This is a genomic window from Streptomyces sp. NRRL F-5123 (assembly GCF_000721495.1).
In the GTDB taxonomy this organism is placed as follows: Bacteria; Actinomycetota; Actinomycetes; order Streptomycetales; family Streptomycetaceae; genus Actinacidiphila.
Map to the genome: position 1 here is coordinate 36,678 of NZ_JOHY01000018.1, position 20,445 is coordinate 57,122.

Annotated in this window: 13 protein-coding genes and 1 pseudogene; 6 read left to right on the forward strand and 8 right to left on the reverse strand. The window is 73.2% G+C overall.

Annotated elements, in window-relative coordinates; all coding sequences use genetic code 11:
- Window positions 1-30: 30 nt before the first annotated feature.
- Entirely contained in the window at window positions 31-924 is an 894-nt protein-coding gene (locus IH54_RS0117875; RefSeq protein WP_031517901.1) for a PhzF family phenazine biosynthesis isomerase, read from the reverse strand.
- A gap of 95 nt (window positions 925-1,019) precedes the next feature.
- On the opposite strand from IH54_RS0117875, the gene IH54_RS0117880 reads away from it, so the two are divergent.
- A complete protein-coding gene (locus IH54_RS0117880; RefSeq protein WP_031517902.1) occupies window positions 1,020-1,916 on the forward strand; it encodes a LysR family transcriptional regulator in 897 nt (298 codons plus the stop codon).
- Window positions 1,917-2,137: 221 nt separating this feature from the next.
- Here IH54_RS0117880 and IH54_RS0117885 read toward each other — a convergent pair whose 3' ends face one another.
- Entirely contained in the window at window positions 2,138-2,782 is a 645-nt protein-coding gene (locus IH54_RS0117885) for an MBL fold metallo-hydrolase (RefSeq protein WP_031517905.1), read from the reverse strand.
- A 97-nt stretch (window positions 2,783-2,879) separates the two neighbouring features.
- Between IH54_RS0117885 and IH54_RS0117890 the strand changes: the two genes are divergently transcribed.
- On the forward strand, window positions 2,880-3,380 hold the full coding sequence (locus IH54_RS0117890; RefSeq protein WP_052397575.1) for a MarR family winged helix-turn-helix transcriptional regulator: 501 nt from the start codon (window positions 2,880-2,882) through the stop codon (window positions 3,378-3,380).
- Between the two features lie 118 nt (window positions 3,381-3,498).
- On the opposite strand, the gene IH54_RS0117895 is transcribed toward IH54_RS0117890, so the two are convergent.
- A complete protein-coding gene (locus IH54_RS0117895) occupies window positions 3,499-4,227 on the reverse strand; it encodes a spermidine synthase (RefSeq protein WP_031517907.1) in 729 nt (242 codons plus the stop codon).
- A 402-nt stretch (window positions 4,228-4,629) separates the two neighbouring features.
- On the reverse strand, window positions 4,630-5,772 hold the full coding sequence (locus tag IH54_RS0117905) for an SGNH/GDSL hydrolase family protein (protein ID WP_234343582.1): 1,143 nt from the start codon (window positions 5,770-5,772) through the stop codon (window positions 4,630-4,632).
- A gap of 617 nt (window positions 5,773-6,389) precedes the next feature.
- Here IH54_RS0117905 and IH54_RS0117910 point away from each other — a divergent pair.
- Complete coding sequence (locus IH54_RS0117910; protein WP_063762322.1) at window positions 6,390-7,595, forward strand: LacI family DNA-binding transcriptional regulator; 1,206 nt, start codon at window positions 6,390-6,392, stop codon at window positions 7,593-7,595.
- Here IH54_RS0117910 and IH54_RS0117915 read toward each other — a convergent pair.
- Together IH54_RS0117915 and IH54_RS46940 are read right to left on the reverse strand one after the other, a co-directional pair.
- On the reverse strand, window positions 7,550-9,145 hold the full coding sequence (locus IH54_RS0117915) for an alpha-amylase family glycosyl hydrolase (protein WP_031517915.1): 1,596 nt from the start codon (window positions 9,143-9,145) through the stop codon (window positions 7,550-7,552). The two genes, IH54_RS0117910 and IH54_RS0117915, sit on opposite strands and share 46 nt — an antisense overlap.
- Before the next feature lie 126 nt (window positions 9,146-9,271).
- Window positions 9,272-9,486, reverse strand: a pseudogene (locus tag IH54_RS46940) (IS5/IS1182 family transposase); the annotation flags it as partial.
- Window positions 9,487-9,916: 430 nt separating this feature from the next.
- Between IH54_RS46940 and IH54_RS0117920 the strand changes: the two are divergent.
- The gene (locus IH54_RS0117920; protein ID WP_031517917.1) at window positions 9,917-10,441 is read left to right on the forward strand and encodes an RICIN domain-containing protein; all 525 of its coding nucleotides are present in this window, start codon (window positions 9,917-9,919) and stop codon (window positions 10,439-10,441) included.
- A 244-nt stretch (window positions 10,442-10,685) separates the two neighbouring features.
- Here the strand turns inward: IH54_RS0117920 and IH54_RS39895 are convergent, their stop codons facing one another.
- Window positions 10,686-11,351, reverse strand: a complete 666-nt coding sequence (locus IH54_RS39895; RefSeq protein ID WP_052397576.1) for a sigma factor-like helix-turn-helix DNA-binding protein — start codon at window positions 11,349-11,351, stop codon at window positions 10,686-10,688.
- A gap of 271 nt (window positions 11,352-11,622) precedes the next feature.
- Complete coding sequence (locus IH54_RS0117930) at window positions 11,623-14,016, reverse strand: glycosyl hydrolase family 95 catalytic domain-containing protein (protein WP_043181387.1); 2,394 nt, start codon at window positions 14,014-14,016, stop codon at window positions 11,623-11,625.
- A 355-nt stretch (window positions 14,017-14,371) separates the two neighbouring features.
- Between IH54_RS0117930 and IH54_RS41725 the strand changes: the two genes are divergently transcribed.
- Window positions 14,372-16,669 carry an NEW3 domain-containing protein gene (locus IH54_RS41725; protein ID WP_052397577.1) on the forward strand — a complete coding sequence of 766 codons (2,298 nt, stop codon included), beginning with the start codon at window positions 14,372-14,374 and terminating at the stop codon, window positions 16,667-16,669.
- Between the two features lie 423 nt (window positions 16,670-17,092).
- Entirely contained in the window at window positions 17,093-20,443 is a 3,351-nt protein-coding gene (locus tag IH54_RS0117940; protein ID WP_234343585.1) for an ABC transporter permease, read from the forward strand.
- Window positions 20,444-20,445 lie beyond the last annotated feature (2 nt).

Below are 20,445 nucleotides of genomic sequence, written 5' to 3' on the forward strand. Positions count from 1 at the left end.
GGCCCCCGGCCGCGGGCCCGAAGGGTTCGCTCAGGCTCCTTCCTCCCCGGTGCCCGCGTTTGCGCCCGGGATCGGCACGGCCTGCCCGCTCACCCGCACGCGCGGGTCCGTTGCGGACGCCTCGACGCGGAGCAGGCTGGGCCGGCCGAGGTCCTCCCCCTGGCGGATGGTGAAGGCACCGGACGGCGGGAGGGCGCCGAGGGTGCGCAGGTAGCCGCCGAAGGCGGCGGCCGCGGCGCCGGTGGCCGGGTCCTCGACGACACCGCCGATCGGGAAGGGGTCGCGGGCGTGGAAGAGGTCCGGGGCCGCGCGCCAGACCAGCTGGAGCGTGGTCCAGCCGTGCCGGTGCATCACCTCGGCCAGGGCGTCGAAGTCGTAGTCGAGGGCCGCGAGACGCTCGCGGGTGGCCACGGCCAGCACCAGGTGCTCGTTTCCGCCGAAGGCGACGTGCGCAGGGAGTGCCGGGTCGAGGTCTTCCGCGGACCAGCGCAACGCCGCGAGGGAGGCCTCCACCTCCTCGTCGCCCGCCGGCCGGGAGCGGGTGGGAACGCTGGTGAGCGACGCCGTCACGGAGCCCCCGGGCTCCGCCGCGGTGTCCAGGGCGATCTCACCCACCGGCGTGTCGAAGACGAGCGGGCCGGTGCCGATCCGCTCGGCCAGGGCCACGGCGGTGGCGACGGTCGCGTGGCCGCAGAAGGCGACCTCGGCGAGCGGACTGAAGAAGCGCAGCCGGAACCGGCGCGCCTCGTGGTCCGCGGCGGTGACGAACGCCGTCTCCGAGTATCCGACTTCGGCGGCGGTCGCGAGCATGGCGGCATCCTCCAGTGCGGCCGCGTCGAGTACGACGCCTGCCGGGTTGCCACCCGCGGGATCGGTGGTGAAGGCGGTGTAGCGCAGGACTTCGGGGCGTGTCTTCAAGCTCATGCCCCTACGGTGGCACCCCCCAGGCATCCACACAAACGATCGACATCGATCGAATCCATCGGTGTATCCGATGGGAACCTTGTATCGTCGACGGCATGGACACCCGGCTCCTGCGCACCTTCGCCACCGTTGCCCGGACCGAGAACCTGACTGCCGCAGCCGAGCACCTGCACCTCGTCCAGTCCACCGTCACCGCCCAAGTGCAGTCGCTGGAGAAGGACCTCGGCCTGCGCCTGTTCGACCGGCTGCCGCGCGGGGTGGTGCTCACCGGCGCCGGACGCGAGGTGCTGACGCAGGCCCAGGCGGTGCTGGAGGCCGAGTCCCAGCTGCGGGCGGTCGCCGCCTCGGCAGGCGGCGCGGGCGGTCAGGTGACCGGACGCGTGGTGCTCTCGGCCGGCGAGACGCTCGTGTCCGCGCGGCTGCCGGGAGTCATCGCCGCACTGCGGCGCAGCCACCCCGGGATCGAGGTGGACCTGCGCACGACGGGGACCGCGACCGCCGTCGCCGCGCTCCGCACCGGCGAGCTGGACCTGGCCCTGCTCCTGGAGGACGAGGCGGCTTTCCGCGACATCGAGTGCACACCGCTGGCCCGCGAGCCGCTGGTACTCGTCTGCTCTCCCGACCACCCCGTCGCCCACAGCGCCACCGGCTGGGCGGAACTGGCCCGCGAGGACTACTTCCTGCACGAACAGGGCTGCTCGTACAGCGACCGCTTCATCGAGCAGCTGCTCACCGCCGCCAAGGGCGCGCCGCCCCGGATCACGCGCTTCGGCAGCCTGGAGGCCGCCAGGTCCTGCGTGGCCGCCGGCCTCGGCCTCAGCCTGCTGGCCCGCGCCAACGTCACGGACGCCCTCGCGGCGGGCCGCCTGACGCAGGTGACGGGCCCGCAGTTCCCCGACGTCACCGTCCAGCTGGCCCGCCACCGCCGACGCCGGCTCTCCCCCGCGGCAGCCGCCCTCACCGCAGAACTGCCGCACCACTTCCCGCACTGACCGCAGCTGCACCGACGGACTCCGAGCGGTTCATCGAGCTTCTTCGGGGCGACAACCGACCAGGTGGTGGTCGCCGGCCTCCGACCGGTGCCGTGACCGGAAACGATCACCAGGGTGCGCGGCCAGCGGGACGGGGGCGATGACGGGGGGATGACCGCCGGCACACGCGCCCATTCGTTCAACGCGGCCGCTGACCGCGTCCGCGGCCCGACCGGTCGCGGTCAGACGGTGATGCTTTGGCCGACGGGGACGATGCTCAGGGGGACGTCGGCGAGCATCTTCGGGCTCAGGAACATGGCCATCGACTGCTGTCCGATCTCGGAGAGCATGACCTCGTGGATCTGCACCGCACGCTCGGGCCCGACCGCGTTCACGTAGTCGGCCGCCTCACCGACCTTGGTCCACGGGCCGCTGGTCGGCAGCAGCAGCGTGCCGACCGGGTGCGGGGGGACGTGGTAGGCGTCTCCGGGGTGGTAGACGGCACCGTCGACCAGGTAGCCCACATTCGCGCAGCGCGGGACGGACCGGTGGATCTCGGCGTGGATGTCGCCGTGGACGGTGACGTCGAAGCCCGCGGCGGTGAACCGGTCACCGTCGGCGACCGCGAGTGCCTGGCCGGGGTGGGCCTCGCGCCAGCGGCTCACCACGGCGTCCGGGCCGTGGACGGTCAGCTCCGGGCGGGCCGCCAGGGCAGCGGTGATGACGTCCTCGTGGAAATGGTCGAAGTGCTCGTGGGTGATCAGGACCGCGGCGGCCCCGGCGACCAACTCGGCGGCGTCGGGGGTGAAGGTACCGGGATCGATGACGAGCGGCCCGCTGCCCTTGTCCAGGCTCACGCAGGCGTGGGTGTGCTTTGTCAGTTCCACAGGGACTTCCCGTCTTCTCCGGCCGGCATTTTATGCAGGGCATTCTGTACAGATGAAACTGTACAGGGCGCCCTGCCGGGTTTGCTAACGTGGTCGTATGAGCCGCCAGCCGCCCCCGCCCGGCGCGAACGCGCACACCGTCGCCGCCCGCCTGCGTGTCACCACGGGTGAGCTGGTCCGCGCCGCCCGCACGACCGATGCCCTCCCGCCCACAAGAGCCGCGGTCCTGGACCTGCTGGACCGGCGCGGCCCGATGACCACCGCGGATCTGGCCGCCGCCCGGCAGGTCCGGCACCAGACGATGGCCACCACCGTCAAAGAGCTCGTCTCAGCCGGTCACGTCACTGCCGTCCCGGACGCCCACGACGGGCGCAAGAAGGTCCTCCACCTCACATCCGCGGGCCAGGACGCTCTCGACCACGACCGCGAGAACCGGGTCGGTCGTCTCGGCGAGGCCCTCGCGCGCGCGCTGGGGCCCGGCGAGCTCCAGGACCTGGCCGACGCCCTGACCCTCATCGACAGAGTCACCGCGGCGATGTCGGTGCACGCGGAGACGCCCGGCGCCCCCGATCGCGGACCCGTCACCGGAGGCTGCTGACCATGACGGTCGCCCATGTCCACCGGCGGGCGGGTGATCACGCGTCGGACAGAAGGTGCTGGTGGCGGCGGACGGCTTCGCCCCGGGGAAGCGGTCGCGGGCTCCGGCGCTCGCACTGCTACCGGTGCTCGGCGGCCTTGGTCGCGATGTAGACGGTGTTGGCGGCGGTGCGGCCCTGGAGGGGGTTGGCGAACGCGACGGTGTGGGCTTCGGCGCGGGCGAAGGTGGTGTCGAGCAAGGAGGTGAAGGTGTCGCTGGGCGGGTCGTTGGACCAGAGCGCGAAGACACCGCCCGGGTGGAGGTGTTCCGCCAGGGCGAGCAGTCCTTCCGGCCGGTAGAGCGCTGCGTGCCGCGGATGGAGAACGTGCTGCGGTGAGTGGTCGATGTCCAGCAGGACGGCGTGGAAACGGCGCCCGGGCACGGAAGGGTCGAAGCCGTCGGTGCCTCCGGCCAGGGCGAAGAAGTCGCCGTGGACCAGACGGCAGCGGTCGTCCCCGGTGAGTCGTGCGCCCAGCGGTACGAGGTGCTTGTGGTGCCACTCGATGACCTTGGCGATCGCATCGACGACGACGAGCGATGCGACACGCGGATCGTCGAGTGCCGCCGCAGCCGTGTACCCCAGCCCGAGGCCACCGACGGCGACGTCCAACTGCTCCGCGGGCAGCGCGGCCAGGGCAAGCCGCGTGAGGGCGGTCTCGCCGGCGGTGAAGAGGCTGGACATGAGAAACTCGTCGCCGAGCTTCACCTCATGGACGTCCTCGCCCGAGGCGGGGTCGCGCCGCCGGCGCAGGCTGATGTCGCCCATCGGGGTCGTGCCCCAGTCGAGTTCCTGGAAACGCAGGCTCATCTGCTCTTCTTTCTCGGCCGCTGTCGAGCGGTGCTGCTGAGGTTGGCAGGGCGATCGGCCGGTGTCCGAGCGCTTCCTCGACGATCTGCTCGGCCGAGGCGTCCCGAAGTGCGGCCGGGGGACGGAAGATCAGGTCACCGGCGCGTCGAAGGCCCTGATCTCGCCGTCCGCACTCCCGGACCCGGAGTGCACGAGGCCGGCGATCCGCGCGATCTCACGGCAGAGCTCGTCCAGGCGTCGCCGGCTCACGCGCGGGGGTATCGGTTCCGCTCTCAGGTCCACGGTCCGCATTATGCCGTCGGCCTCCGCCGCGCCGGCGTGGCCGTCCACGGCTTGCGCGGGCGCCTCCCCACCCTGCCCGCACGCCCGGCCGTCACCCGGGCAGCCGGGCGGGGGCGGCGGTCAGGCCAGGACCGCGCGCACGGCGGCTTCGACCTGGGCGGCGACGTGGGCGTGGAAGGCGGCGTTGGGGTGCACGTAGGTGGTGCGCCTGCCGTCTGAGCACGTCAGGGTGAGCAGGCCGGACGTGAGCTGGTCCGGCCAGTAGGGACCCGCCGCGCCGCAAACGCCTTCCACCCACTTCTGCGCCGCCGGCCGGCATGCGTCGTGGCCGAGGCCGGCCGCGGCGGTGTCCACGTAGGTGTCGCCGCTCAGCTCGGTGAGGGTCCGGATGATCTGGTTGAGGCGGGTGGTCACCTCGTTCAGCCAGGCGATGTCCCCGTGCGTGACCGAGACCAGGCCGAGGCCGCTGATCCGGGCGGCCAGTTCGGTGGTGTCGTGCCGGTCGCAGCCGGAGGCGTCGGCGGGGAAGATCGTGGGGTAGCCGATCGTGATCACCTCGGCGTGGGGTGCCCTGCGGTGCACGGCGGCCAGCATGGTGGCGTAGTCCCGGGCGGCGCGGTCGTACTTCTCCTCGATGGACTCCGGGTCGAGGAGCGGACCGCCGTTCTCGAAGGCGTCGCGGCAGGGAGTGGCGTCGTCCGGCCGGCCCATGCCGACCAGGAGGCAGGACAGGAACATCGAGCCGAGGGACAGGCTGTTCGTGCCGACGCCGATGGTGACCACGTCCGTGGCGGCGCTCAGACCGGCGCGGTCGATCTGCGGGGGCATGTCGGGCCAGCCGCCGGCAGGGGGCTGCACAGGGCTGATGGGGGTCTGCCGGGCGGTGTCGATGTCGGCGATGTCGGCACCGCTGCAGCTGACGTCGCTCAGCTCCACGGGCCGGCCCGAGGGCGGGTCGGCGGCGAGCCTGCCCGCGGCGAGGTAGGGGTAGGCGCCCGCCGTGCGGTCGCAGCCGTCCCGGTCCGGGCTGCCCAGGGCCGGGCTCGGGTCGCCGACGAAGACCCCGGCCGTGTACGAGTCGCCGAGCGCCGCCCACCGCACCGGCTCCGGCGCCGCCGCCGTGCCCGGCGCGGCGGCGACCAGCATCAGCGTGGCCAGCGCTCCCGGCACGGCTCTGCGGATGAGGGTTCTGGCCCGCGCCGGGAGGGTGGCGGCCCGCTTCCGCGTGCCCGCGGCCGGTCGGGTCATGTCGATGCGGAACATGTGGACTCTCCCGGAGCGGGTGATCGGTTGCTTGTCGCACTCACCCGACAACGTTACGTAATCATCCGTCGGACGGCTGACCAACACTCCCCCGCCGGGCAGGCAGACCTGCCCGCCTTGCGCCGACGGGGAGTCCGCGCGGCGCAGCACGGGCCTGCGGGCCGGTCACGGGCTGGGTCTTCCGTCCGCCTGGACGCTCCCGCACGGGCGAGCGGCGCGCGTGCGCCGGGCGGACCGGTCCACGATCCCCCCGGGACCCGAGGGGTTCGGGAACCGACGCGGCGAGCGCCACCCGGCCGGTACTGACGGCCCGCCGCTTCGGCGCACAACGCCGTCATCCCCGGAGCCCTGGCACCTCGGCTTCACCCTCACGCTCGCCGCCCGGCCCCCGGGTTCCGCTCTCGGGACAGGACCCGCGGTGCCTGGCGTGCGGCGCCCGGCGCCGACGGGGGCGGCGGCGGATCAGGCGTCCGGGGCCAGGGCGCACGAACGCGCCACGCCGCGGCCGCGGCCGGTACGGGCGCCCGCCGTGCGGGCGGCGGAGGCGGGGCCGCCGCGCGAAAAGATACGGTGTGCCCCAGCGTGTACGCGCTTACAGGGAAGCGGAGGAGCATCAGGTGGTCACAGCAGGGCGGAAGCAGCCGGAACCCGGGACGGGGACCGGGGTGCCGACGGTCTACGACGTGGCCGAGCACGCCGGCGTGTCCATCGCCACAGTTTCCCGCGTCTACCGCTCCCCCGACGCCGTACGCGCCCCCACCCGCGAGAAGGTGCTCGCCGCCGCCCGGGAGCTGGGCTACGTCCCCAGCGGCGCCGCCCGCGGGCTGGCCAGCAAGAGCACCGGCATCCTCGGCCTGTGCTTCCCCGACTGCACCGACCCGGAGACGGACACCCCGGGGGACGGCGACGAGAACGCGGCGACGCTGTACGCCGACCACATCATCCGCGGCATGGAGCGCGCCGCCCGCAACCGCGGCTACGCCCTGCTGGTCGCCGCCTCCCTGCGCGACGGGCCGACGAACCTGGTGGCCACCCTGGCCGGGCACGTGGACGGCTTCGCCGTGATGTCCCGCACGGTCGACGCCAAGGACCTGGAGACGGTCTCGCGCCGGATGCCGGTGGTCACGCTCGCCGGGCCGCCGGAGCTGGCGCACCTGGACAACGTGCAGGTCGACAACCGCAGCGGGCAGCGGGAGCTGACACGCCATCTGATCAGGCACCACGGGCTGACCGAGCTGACCTTCGTCGGCGGTCCGCCGGACTCCCCCGACGCGGAGGAGCGCTTCCTCGGCTACCAGGACGCGTGCCGGGAGGCGGGCCTGCCCGTCCCGGCGGAACCCGCGCTGCGCGGCGCGCTCACCAGGACCGCCGGCCGGGAGGCGGCCCGCGCGCTCATCGACGGCCCGCACGGCACCGCCGGCCTGCCCGGCGGACTGCTGCTGGCCAACGACCAGATGGCGGTGGGTGCGCTGGAGGAGCTGGCGGCGCACGGCGTGCGAGTCCCGCAGGACGTCGCGGTGACCGGCTTCGACGGCATCCCCCTCGGGGCGATGGCCCAGCCGCCGCTGACCACCGTGCGGCAGCCCAGCAGGCGCATCGGCGAGGAGGCCGTGGCGCTCCTGGTCGACCGTGTCGCCGCCCCGCAGCGCGACCCGCACTCCCTCGTGCTGCCGGTCACCCTGGTCCTGCGCGCGAGCTGCGGCTGCCCCGAGCCCGAGCCGCCCCGCGGCGCGGATGGGACCGTCCGGTCCGGCTGCGCCCCGCGGGACGCAGCCGCTCAGAGCACGCCGGCCGTTGCCTCGGGGAGTTCGAACACGCCGTAGGAGAAGGGGGCCGCCGCGATGCCCGCCGGGGTCAGCTCCACGCCGTGGACGGCGAGGGGCGAGGCGCCGGTCGGGGGGAAGGGAGCCGTCGCGGGCGTGGCTCGGCCGTTGACGACCACGAGGTGGCGGTCGCCCCTGAGGTAGACGAAGGGGTAGTCGCGGTGGAGGACGCGGACCGGGGCGGTGGCGCCGAGGGCGGGGGTGGAACGGCGGAGGGCGATGAGACGGCGGACGTGGTGGAGGAGGGAGGCCTCGTCGGCCCGGGCGGCGGCCACCGTGGGGCGGTCGGGGGCCGGGTCCACGGGAAGGTAGCACTGGTCGGGCGGCGCGGTGGAGAAGCCCGCGTTGGCGGAGTCGTCCCACTGCATGGGCGTACGGGAGCCCTGGCGCGCCTCGGAGTCGAGCTGGCTGCCCTCCTTGTCCGGCAGCCCCGGCACGTACCGCATGCCGATCTCGTCGCCGTAGTAGATGACGGGCACCGAGGGCCAGGTGAGCTGGAAGGCGAAGGCGGGGGCGACCATGTCGCGGGTACGGGGGCCGCAGGTCAGCCGGGAGAAGTCGTGGTTGGCGGTGGGGAGCGCGACGTGGCCCGCGCCGTCGATCGCGGCGTCGGCCTCCTGCCAGGCGTCGACAAAGGTGGCCATCGAGCCGCGGCCCTCGGGGTCGAAGTAGCAAGGAGCGCCGTCCGCCCACGCGCCCTGGCTGCCGGTGCCGTTGTCCCACAGGGAGCGCAGCGCGGGCCCCGTGAAGTGCAGGAAGAAGTCCGCGTGGAAGCCGGCCGGCACGGCGGTCCCGGGGTCCCCCCACTCGGACAGCAGGATGCGGCCGGGGTAGGCGGTGTCGATCCAGTCCCGCATCTCGCCCCACAGCCTGCCGGTCTCGACCAGGCCCGGATCGTCCTTGACCAGCGAGGCGGCCATGTCGACGCGGAAGCCCGAGACGCCCCGGTCGAACCAGTGGCCCATGATCTCCCGTAGCGCGGCCCGGTTGGCCTGCGGTCCCGGCGCCGTCACCGGCTGCCGCCAGGGCTCGGCGGGGTCCGTCCGCGCGTAGCCGAAGTTGAGGGCGGGCTGGATCGGATAGAAGTTGGCCAGGTAGTAGCCGCCGCGGGCGGCGTGGTTGGGAATCCAGCCGCGCACCGGGGAGGCGATGCGGTCGGACCAGATGTAGCGGTGGTCGTCGGGGTTCCGGACCGCTTCGAGGAACCAGGGGTGCCGGTGCGAGGTGTGCCCGGGCACGAGGTCGAACATGACGCGCATACCGCGGGCGCGGGCGGCCTCGATGAGGGCGTCGGCGTCCTCGTTCGTCCCGTAGCGGGGGGCGACGGTCAGATAGTCGGTGACGTCGTAGCCGCCGTCGCCGAAGGTCGAGTCGAAGCAGGGGCTGAGCCAGAGCGTGTCCACGCCGAGCCAGGACAGGTGGTCGAGACGCTGTGTGACGCCCCGGAGGTCCCCGATGCCGTCGCCGTCCGAGTCGGCGAAGGTCGCCGGGTAGATCTGGTACAGCACCGCCTCCGAGAGCCAGGACGGCGGGTTTCGGTGTGCGCTCACGGTGTGCTGTGTCCTCCTGTGGTCCCGCGGGCGGCGGCCGGACCGGTCGCCGCGCCTCGGGGTGCCCCTTTGACGTCGTGCGAGTCTAGGACTTCATGTAAGCGCATACAAGCAGGGGTCGGGCGAGACGTGCTCGACGCGGGCGAGACCTGCCTGTGGGACTTGTCGCGTTCCTCTTTCCGGGCCGTCGGTTCGCCCCGGCCGCACTCGCGGCGGTGCGGGACGACCACCCCCGCGCCCGGGCGGCCGCCGTCGGCGGTCGTGGCGGTCCTGCCGACGGCGGCTTGGGCGCCGGACTCCTCCCACGCCTTGCGGTCGTTGCGGTTCCAGGCAGGTGGCCGGCGGCCCGGGGCGGTCGACAACGCCGCCTGCTGCCGACCTGGCCCACCCGCGCCGGCACCACCGGGTGAGCCGCAGCACTCAACGACCTGGCGGTCACTGCCGCCCCGCACGCCGTCCACCGGGATCCAGCCGCACCTGGATCGTGGCACCAGCTGGTCCCGCCGCCCAACCGTCGGGCGAACGGCTCCGACATCGCCCAATCAAGTTCAGCAGCGGCCTACATTTATCACTTTTGCACCAGACGCAGCATTGAGGGAAATTCCGGTCAGCACCCGCCCACCTCAGGCCCACCGAAACGCCGACTCCCATCCATAACCGATCAGTTATCGATACGGAACCAAGCGACATAATAGAACCACCCATTCCGGCACGTCCTCCTGGGAGGATCCAAGGGCGGGGCAAAGTGTCCCCAGAGGGAGGGGAATTCACGTGAAGAGCTTCCTTAAGGGCAGGGCGATGCGAGCAGGATTGGCGATTCTCGCCCTCGGCGCCATCGGTCTCGCAGGCAGCGGCACGGCCAATGCGGCGGACCACGTTGTCACGCCCGCCGGCGTGGCGGGCACGATGATCCAAAACTTCAACACGCACAACTGCTTGGACGACAGCGAAACCTACGGCATGCGTGCGATTCCCTGCGTCGACGGAAACACGCACCAGCAGTGGACGTACGAGGATTTCGCCGGCAAGTTCATAACGAAGAACGGCTATACCCACCGGTGCCTCGACGACAGCGTGACCTACGGGCTGCGCGCAATCTCATGCGACGAGGGCAACCCGCACCAGTTGTTCTACTACCTCCGCGAGGTCACGAATGCGGACATTCACCCGGGCTACCAGATCGAGAGCGAAGAGCTGAGCCTGTGCCTGGACGACAGCCCGACGTACGGCTTGCGCAACGCCCCTTGCACGTTCGAATACAACGACCACCAAAGGTGGTTCAGCCTCGTTTACTGACGCCGTCGCGAGCGAGCCACAGGGGGGGGTCGCATTTCGGTGGTGAAGTTCGATCAGCTGATTGTTTCAGCTGGCACGCGTCACTCGGCCGGACGACAGTGAATTGTTCCGGTTCTGGTGGAGACTCTGATGTGCCCCGGCGCGCGCGACGTCACCGCGTGACCCGGCGGCGGGCCGTGGCGCGGGCGCGCGTTCGGGACCGCACCGGGTCAGGCCGGGCTTCTCGCCCCTCCGGCCGGTGAGTTCAGTCCGCTCCGGGAAGCGTCCGAGGCAGCCAGAACCGTGGCATCACGCTCGCGTCAAAGCCGGTGATCGCGCCGATGCGGTCGCCGGCGACCGTGATGACGAGCAGGGTGTACCCCCGGTGGAGACCCGCGTGCTGGTCGGCCGTGTACATACCGAACGCGGGCCGGCCGCTCGCGCGGGTCCGCACCATGCGGTACGACCGGTCGGGCCGGAAGGTGACGGTCATGAGGATGCGACGTGCCACATCGAATCCCCGGTATTCCGGCAGGGCAGGCGGCACGGAGAATCGGACGTCCGCGACGAACATCCCTACCGGCGCGTCGAGGTCGGCCCGTTCGAGCGCGTCGGTCAGCCGGGCCACGAGTTGGTGTACGGCCGCGCTGTCCGGCCGGCCGGCGGGACTGCCGCGCCCTGCGTCCGCCAGGTGGTTGTCGATGGTGGCCCGCGCCCGTTCGAGGGCGCTCTGTACCGATTCCCGGGATGCGTCGAGCATCGTGGCCACCTCGCACGCGCGGTAGCCGAGTACGTCGCGCAGCACGAGTGCGGCGCGCTGCCGCGGCGGCAGCAGTTGCAGGGCTGTGATGAAGGCGAGCGAGATGGCCCCGGTGGTCTCGTAGCGGGCCTCCGGACCGGGTGCCTGGTCGACGAGGTCGTCCAGCAGCACGCCCGGACAGGGTTCCGGCCACGGGGGGCGTCGCTGGTGCCGGTCGGCTCGGGCAGGGCCGGATCGGGGAGCGGGGCCGGATCGGGGGGCGGGGCCGCGCTGCGTGGTGTGCGGCGCCGTCGGGCAGTCCCGACAGCGCCGCACGCTCCCGACGGCACGGCCGGCGGTCGGCCCTTTGCGCGGGCACGGCCGTACGGTCGAGGCGCGGCCTGCGGTGCCGGGGCCGTCCGGCCGGCGCGGGCCGCGCGTTCAGGCGTGGGGCGGTCCTGCCTCAGTCCAGGTCGGGCAGGCCGATCTCGACCGGGCCGAGCGTGCGTGCCGATGTCGCGGGGGAACCGCTGACCGGTGCGAACGGCAGCTTCGGGGCGCCGTCCCGCTCGACGAGGTACGAGTGGCCGGCGCGCAGCGGCACGGTGAACCGGGACGCCGAGGTCGGGCCGACCACCGTGCGGCCGTCCGCGACGACCTTGACCCGCTGGCCCGGCCAGGGGTTCCGCACCTGCTGGGCGACGTTCGCGCCGGCCTCGATCGCGACCGTCACCGGCGCGCCGTCGCGCAACTGCACGTCGACCCTGCTCCTGTGCTGGATGAACACGGTGGCGTCCGCGTTCCAGCCGGTGGGCGCCGCGGGTGCGATGCGCAGCAGCCCGTCGTAGTCCTGGACGAGCGCGTCCTGCAGCGCCGTTGCCACGACCGCGCCCTGCTCGGCGTACGGCTCCTGGTAGGTGGCGCCGAAGGACGCCAGGCCCGAGGGGCGCTTCTGGTAGGCCTCGGTGAGGTCGACCAGTTCCTTCGCCATGTCGTCGCCCAGGCCGAGCCGCGCCGCCTCGATCGGGTCGAAGCTCCAGTCGTTGTGCTCCACGTAGGGGCGGTCGGTGAAGGTGCGCGCGGCCAGGTCGGACAGCGGGCCGCTGTCGCCGATCAGCCCGTAGGGCCAGACCGGTTCGAGGCCGAGGTTCTCCTGGTTGTGGGTCTTCACGGCCTGCTGGTACGACTGGCCGATCACGTCCTGCGCGGTGGCGTCGGCGGACGGGTCGAGCTGCTGCGTCATGGTCGCCGCGTCCGTGCGCGGGTAGGGCAGGACCTTCGGCAGTGCGGCGGTCAGCTCCGCCACCAGGTCCTGGTCGCGGTGCAGCAGTTGCGCGGCCTGGATCACCTCGGGGAAGACCGCGGTCATGGCGGCGATGTCGGTTGTCGGGTCACTGACGTCCCACTGCGTCTCGTGCGCGTTGGACGGGCTGGTGTGCAGCCGGCCGTCCGCGCCCACCTCGGCGTACGACAGCATGAACCGGGCCCAGCCGGCCATCAGCGGGTAGTTCTGCCGCAGGAAGTCCAGGTCGTCCGTGGCCTGGTAGGTCTGCCAGGCGAACAGCGAGACCTCCGCGCCCGTGCTCAGCGTCCTGACGTTGTAGTTGGCCGGGCCCTGCGAGCTGCAGTTCAGGTACGGGTTGGCACCCCACTGGCCGTTGGCGAGGTGCACCTGGACGCCGACACCGTTGAACCGCATGGTCTCCGGCGTGCACGCGCCGGCCGAGCCGGGGAACTGGCTCGCCGTCCAGGCAAGGGTGTTCGGCAGGGCGTCGCGGTAGAGGGCGAAGTACGCGTCGTTGTTGGCGTACGCGCCGGCGCCCAGGTTCGCCGTGACCAGCATCCGCAGGTTCCAGCCCCAGTACGACGCCGGGTCCCAGGAGTGCGTGTCGCCGGCCGAGTCGAACAGGTCGGCGACGCCTGCCTGCGAGCCGGGGCGCACGGTGCCGCGCTCCGCCGCCGCTGCGAACAGGCTGATCGTGCGCAGGTTCGCCAGGTACTGGGCCGAGCCGTCGGGCGAGGACAGGTTCATCAGCCCGACGCTGCTCCAGTAGTGGTGCCACCAGGCCGCGGTCCTGCCGGGCACCGACGCGGCGGCACTGCCCGCCAGCAGCCGCTCGGCGGTGGCGGAGGGGTCACCGCCGGTCCACCGTGGCGAGGCAACGGCGATGCGGAACGAGCCGTTCGGCCTGGGCTTGACGCTCACCTGCACCGTCAGCGGGTCGACGACGCCGGCGTGCACGTCACGGCCGGTCGCGGTGACGGCGGCGAGCGCGCCGAACGTCTCCCCGCCGCCGCCCGGTTGGGTGTCGTCCTTCCAGGTCTGCGCGAGCGTGCCGGCCGTGGAGCTCGCCGACGCGGTCGGCGTACGCGGCTGCCACAGGTGCAGCCGCGCCGTCTGCACGGCCGCCGGGTCGGCTCCGGTCACGTCGACGACGAGCTGGTCGGTGTCGGAGCGTACGTAGGTGGTGGCCGTCATACCGCCGCCGGACTGGGTGAACGTGCCGTCGTACAGGTCGAGTCGGCCCTTGTAGTCGGGGGCGCTCGTCAGCTTCGCCAGCCCCGGTACGACGAGCTGGCCGGGTGACAGCCGGTCCGGCAGGGTGTCGGCCCTGTTCAGCTGCACGGTCAGGCCGTTCTCGTCCCACACGCCGACGCCGAGGCTGCCGTTGCCCAGCGGCATGGCCTGTGCGGAGGCGGTGTTGGGCCGGCCGAGGACCACGTCGGAGCTGTGGACCACACCGGGGACGTCGACGTGGAACGACCCGTCGTGCCACGCCGTGGTCGCCGTCGTGGACGCGCTCGCCGCCGGGGCCTGCCCGATCAGCGCCACGCCCATGACGTAGGCGAGCAGCATCACCGAAACCGACCGGCGGGTTCTTCGATCACCATGAGACATCCGAGGTGCTCCACTCGACGCTGTACCGGGACCGGAACAGGGAAGCAGTAGACATCGGATGGGTCAACCACTATCGATCAAATATGCACATGCGGTTGGCCTATTGCCCCCTATAGATCGGGCGTTCTGTGTGTATGGGCGCTTCATGCCCGACCAGGTGCTCTTGTCACGACATACACCCATGACAGCTGATGGATTTTGTTGATTCATCGGATGAGTGTGTTGACTCGGTGGTGGATCGTGCGTAAAACGGGGGCGGTTGATCGGCAGGCACACCGTGCTTCTGCCGTAGATCCCGTTGAGGAGCCGCGCGATGCGCCCGAAGTTCACCAGATATCTGCTGCCGGCAGTGCTCACCCTCGGTCTGGCCGCGGCGTTCTCGCCCGCGCAGGCCGCGCCCGCGCCCCAGGCCGCAGCGGACGCCGCCGCTGCCGGCTCGCCCACGCCGCCCATGGGCTGGAGCAGTTGGAGCGCGCTGCGCGAAGGCGGCAGCCTGACCCAGGACGGGATCAAGGCCCAGGCACGGGTCATGCACGACAAGCTGCAGAAGTACGGCTACCAGTACATCAACATCGACGCCGGGTGGTCCGACCACCTGGACGCCTACGGACGCGACGCATGGAACACCACGCGCTTCCCCGACGGCATCCCCGCGCTCGCCGCGTATCTGCACGGCCTGGGGCTGAAGTTCGGCATCTACCTGACGCCCGGCGTGCCGATCAAGGCGTACCAGGAGAACCTGCCGATCTACGGGACCCCGTACCACATGCAGGACATCGCGGACCCGACGCAGCCCGGCAACACCAACAACGACTCGTACCACATCGACTTCAGCAAGCCCGGTGCGCAGGAGTACGTGCAGAGCTACGCCGACCTGTTCGCCTCATGGGGCGTCGACTACATCAAGATGGACTTCGTCGGCCCCGGCGGCGGTGTCGTACCCGCCGACAACCGCCCCGACATGCAGGCGTGGCACCAGGCCATCACCGCCACCGGCCGCCCGATGCACCTGGAGCTGTCCAACTCGCTCAGCATCGCCGACACCGCCACCTGGCAGGCCACGAGCAACGGCTGGCGCACCGGCGGCGACATCGAGTGCTACTGCGGCGTCAACGGATCAAGCACGCCGCTGACCAGCTGGCAGAAGATGTCGGCCCGGTTCGACCAGGTCGCGACCTGGCAGCCGTACGGCGGCTCCGGCGCGTTCAACGACTACGACTCGATCGAGGTCGGCAACGGCAGCGACGGCGGGCTGACCCCCGACGAGCGGCAGACCCAGCTGAGCCTGTGGTCGCTCGCCGCCTCGCCGCTGCTCCTCGGCACGGACCTGACCAGGCTCGACCCGGACGACCTCCAGCTGCTCGCGAACCGCGACGTGGTCGCCGTCGACCAGGACGCGGTCAACGCCTCGCGGGTGAGCAAGGGCTCGACCTCGCAGGTCTTCGCCAAGACCGAGCCGAACGGCGACGTGGTCATCGGCCTGTTCAACACCGGGTCCGCCGCGCAGACCGTCTCCGTCGCCCCGGAAGCGGCCGGTCTGGCCGCGTCCTCCTCGTACCGTCTGGACAACCTGTGGACGCACGAGATCACCCGTTCCTCGGGTGACGCCGTCTCCGCCTCCGTCCCCGCGCACGGCGTGGCCCTGCTGCGGGTGCGCCCGTGGGGTCCCGGCGGCGCCGCGGCCGGCCCGCAGACCGGCCTGACCGTGACCGCCCCCGCCACGATGGCCGCCGGTCAGCAGGCCGACGTCACGGCGGACTTCACCAACTGGGGCACCACCGAGGCGACCGACGTCCGGGTGGACCTGCCGGCCCCGCACGGCTGGACCGCCACGCCCACGTCGCCCACCGCCTTCGCCTCCGTCGCGCCCGGCGCGACCGTCCGCGCCACCTACCGCGTCACGGCACCGTCGTCCATCACCGAGCTGTTCCCCACGGCACGGCTCGACGCCACCGCGGGCTTCGGCTGGAAGGACGGCAACGGCCCCAGGTCCGCCCCGACCGCCGGCCACGCCTCCGTCACCCTCGGCCGGCCGGTCCAGGCCCCGTTCAGCACCTTCGCCTCCACACCGGAGCCCGCGGGCTTCTCGCAGGTCGGTGACTCCCTCGGCATCCGCGCCGCGGGCGCCGACGTCTACGGCTCGAAGAACGAGTACGGGGCGCTCTACGTCCCCGGTGCGGGACACGACGGCTCCGTCACCACGGTCCGCGTCACCGGACAGAAGTACCAGAACTCCGGCGTCAAGACCGGGATCATGGTGCGCAACGACATCACCGCCGCGGGCACCTCGCCCGGCTTCGTCACCGTCGGAGTGAGCGCCAAGAAGGGCTACTTCATGCAGTGGGACGCCAACGGTGACGGCCGGCTCGACGCCGGCACCGCCGCCAACGGCTCCGGTGTCGGCACCCCCGTCCTGCCCAGCCTGCTCCGGCTGGTGCGCTCCGGCACCACCTACACCGGCTACTACTCCACCGACGGCACCACCTGGACCCAGCTGAGCAGCGTCGACCTGCCGTCCGCGGCGGCCACGCAGGACGTCGGCCTCTTCGCCTCCTCCCACAACGCGGGCTACCTGAGTGAGGACGACTTCACCGGCTTCACCACCTCCTGACGCCCTCGGTGTGACGCCCGCGGGGTGCGGCTCCCGCCCGGACTTCCGGGTGCCGCACCCCACGGTGCCGCGTCACCGGTAGTTGATCAGGAGGCGGCCGGCGATCCCACCCGCTCCCACCGCGTCTGCCCGCCTCGCCCGGCACACCGCCGGCCGCCTCGGCAACCCCGCGGCGGCGGAGCCCCCGGTGACGGGGGATCCGGCTTCCCGGCAGCGCGAGCGCTCCTCCGGCAGCGGCAGCTTCCGCACAGGAGACAGCGGCGCCGGCCGCGGGACAGCGGAAACCGCCCGGATGACGACGCCGCCCGGCCGGGCCCGTGGCCGTGGCCGCAGACGACCGCCCCGCCCTGCCCGGCCGGGGCGCCCCTGTGATAAATCTTGGGCGCGTCGCCACCGTCACATGTTCGAGGCAGGGGAGTTCATGTGGTCGCCCCCGGCCTTGCCACGTCGCCGCCGCGGCAACAGGGCACTCAGCGCCGAGCCCGGCGGATTCCCGCGAGCGCCCGGCGGGCCGCACAGCACGGCCTGGTCCTGGCCGCCGTCGCCGTAACGGTTCTGCTCTGCGCGACGGCCCTCGCCGCGCTCACCGCCCAGGCCGGCAGCTCCGTGCAGGCCGGCGCCGTACGCAGGCTGGCCGCCGACACCGACGCGCAGGTGACCGTCAACGCGTCCTTCGAGGCCGACGGGATGGCTGCCGCCGACCGGGGCGTACGCGCCGCCGCCGCGCGGGCCTTCGGCGGGGTGCCGCAGCACACGTACGTGGGACTGCTGGGCACGTCACCGGTCTCCGTCACCGGCGTCGAGGGCGCCAAGGGCCCGACGCAGGGGCCCGGCGGCACGAGCCTGCACCCCGTGGCCGTGCAGGGCGCGGGCGCCTTCGGGCAGTTGGTCGCCGGGCAGTGGCCCGCCGGCACGGCCGACGCCCCTGACGGCGCCTTCACCTCGCTGCCCACCGTCCGGGTCGGCACCGGGTCCACCGCCCCCGTCGATGTGGCGGTGCCCGACACGCTGGCCCGGCTGCTCGGCCTGCGGCCCGGCTCGGCCCTGCGGGTGCAGGACGCCTTCCAGCGGGTCATGACCCTCCGCGTCACCGGCGTCTTCCGGCCGTCGGGCGCGGTCGGGTTCTGGCCCGCGATGGCCGGCGACCTGACCCAGCAGCAGACCGCCGTCCAGGACCTGCTGGTGGTCCCGCCCTCGGCGCTCAACGGCAGCGCGGCACTCAACGGGCACCTGACGGCCCACTGGAGCGTGCAGCCCGACTTCTCCCGGCTCGACGCGGACAGCCTGCCCGGGCTCCGCGACCGGGTGCGTGCGCTGTCCGGAAGCAGGACCGGTGTGTCGGTTTTCGGCGGGCGGGAGCCGTCCCTGGACGACGTGACCGTGACCTCCGGCCTCCCGGGCACCATCGACACGCTGTCCGTGCCGATGGTGGCCGCCCGGTCCTCGCTGTACCTGCCGAGCGTGATGCTCGCCGTCCTCGCGCTGGCCACCCTGGTGCTGGCCGCCCGGCAGTTGACGGTACGCAGGCGCGGGGAGCTGGCGCTCCAGCGGGGCAGGGGCGCGAGCACCGCGCGGCTGCTGCGGGCCGCGGGCGGCGAGTGGGCGCTCACCGGCATACCCGCCGCGGTGGCCGCGGTCTTCCTCGCCGGGCTGCTGCACCCCGGCGGCCGGGGCACCGGCTCCTGGGCCGCGGTGGGCCTGACACTGCTGGTGCACGCCGCCGCGGTGCTGCTGCCCGTACTGCCGTCGCCGTCCGCGCGGCCGCCCCGCGGGGCGCGCGCCGCCGCCGTCCAGCGCATGGGCGCCGACCTGGCGCTGCTGGCCGTCGCCGTCGCGGGCTACCTGGAGCTGCGCCGGCACCACTCGCTGCTCGCCGGCGCGGGCAGCGGCAGCGCTGCCGCCGACCCGGTGCTGGTGCTGGTGCCGTCGCTGGTGGCCGTCGCCGCCGCACTCCTGCTGCTGCGGCTGCTGCCCCTGACCTCGCTGCTGCTGGACGTCGTGGGCCGCCGCAGCCGGGGCCTGGTCCTCACGCTCGCCGGGTGGCACCTCGGCCGCAGGGCCGCGCGCAACGCCGGGCCCGTGGCGCTGATGTGCCTGGCCATGTCGGTGAGCGCCTTCGCCACCACCGCGCTGGCGTGCCTCGGCGGCCTGGCGTCGGAGCAGGCCGCGTTCACCGTCGGCGCGGACGTACGCGTCCAGCCCTCCACGGCCGACGGCTACCCGTCGGCGGTGCTCGGGTCCGCCTACCGGGCGCTCCCCGCGGTCACCTCGGTGGCGCCGGTGACGCAGGCGATGGCGGACCTCCCCGGCGGCGTCACCGAGAACCTGGTCGGCACGATCGGCGGCCCCGCCCCGCGCACCCCGGCACCCCCCGTCCACGGGATACCCCTGCCGGGGCGGCCCACCGCGCTGCTGCTGGACGAGCAGCTGCGCAGCGACGGCAGCCACACGGCGCCGAAACTCGCGCTGACCGTGCAGGACGGCTACGGCCTCGACAGCACCGTGTCGGCCTTCCTGCCCCCCGCCGACGGCGCCCGGCACACCGTCGTCGTCCCCCTCGGCGTGGCCGACGGCGGCGGGCACCCGCGGACGTACCCGCTCACCGTGACCGCCGTCAGTGTCCTGCCGCAGGCCGACCAACCGCCCGCACGGCTCGACCTGCGCATCCTCAGGTTCGGCGCGCGCGGCCCCGGCGCCACCGACCGCTGGGCCGGGCCGACCGGCGGGCAGACCTGGGCCGACGGCACCGAGCACGGGGAAGCGTCCGCCGCCGCGGCCTGCCGGGGACAGGCGGACTACAGCTACCAGCCCGGCACCCCGGGGGTGTGCGCGATCTCCCGCGGCGGCCCCGACGCGCTGCGGGCCACGATCAGCACCGGCCTCAAGGCCTCCCGGGCGAGCGCGGACTTCGCGGCCGGCATGCCCGCGAGCGACTTCGACACCCGGTCGGGCACCGAGGCACGGCTGGTCGCGGGCCCCGCAGGGAAACCGCAGCCGCTTCCCGTACGCGCCGACGCCGCGATGCTGCGGGACACCCGCCTGGGCGTGGGCGACACCACTTCGCTCGGCCTGGGCGGCGGCGCGCGCATCACCGTGAAGATCGTCGGCCAGGCGGAAGCGCTGCCCGGCCTCGGCCGCGGACAGGGGCATCTGGTCGCCGACCAGCGCGCACTCGCCTCGGCCACCACACTGGCCGGCGCCGACCAGGCGGACCCCGCCTTCTGGTGGCTCGGCAGCACCGACAGCACGCGTACGGCCGCAGCCTCCGACGCCCGGCCCGCGCTCGGCCACGCCACCACGACGTCGCGCACCGCGGCGGCCCTCCAGGACGACCCGTTCCGCAGCGGGCTTCGCCGCGTGCTGGAACTCGTCCGCTCCATGGCCCCCGGCTTCGCGGTCGTCGCCTTCACCGTGCACGCGGTGATCTCCGCCCGGCAGCGGCGCAGGGAGTTCGCCCTGCTGCGGGCGGTCGGCGTCCGCTCCCGGAGCCTGTCAGCGCTGCTCGGCGCCGAGCAGGTGGGCCTCGCGCTGTTCGCGGTCGTGCCGGGCGCGCTGATGGGCACGGCGCTGGCCTCCGCGGTGCTGCCGCTGGTCACCGTGGACGACAGCGGGCAGGCCCCGTACCCGCCGCTGCCGCTCGTCGTCCCGTGGGGCGTCGTCGCGCTGACCGCGGTGGCGACGGCGTCGGCGATCAGCGCGGTGGTGCTGGGCCTCGGCCGGCTGCTGGCCCGGGTGGACCTGGTACGCGTACTGCGCGCGGGGGAGGGCCGGTGAGC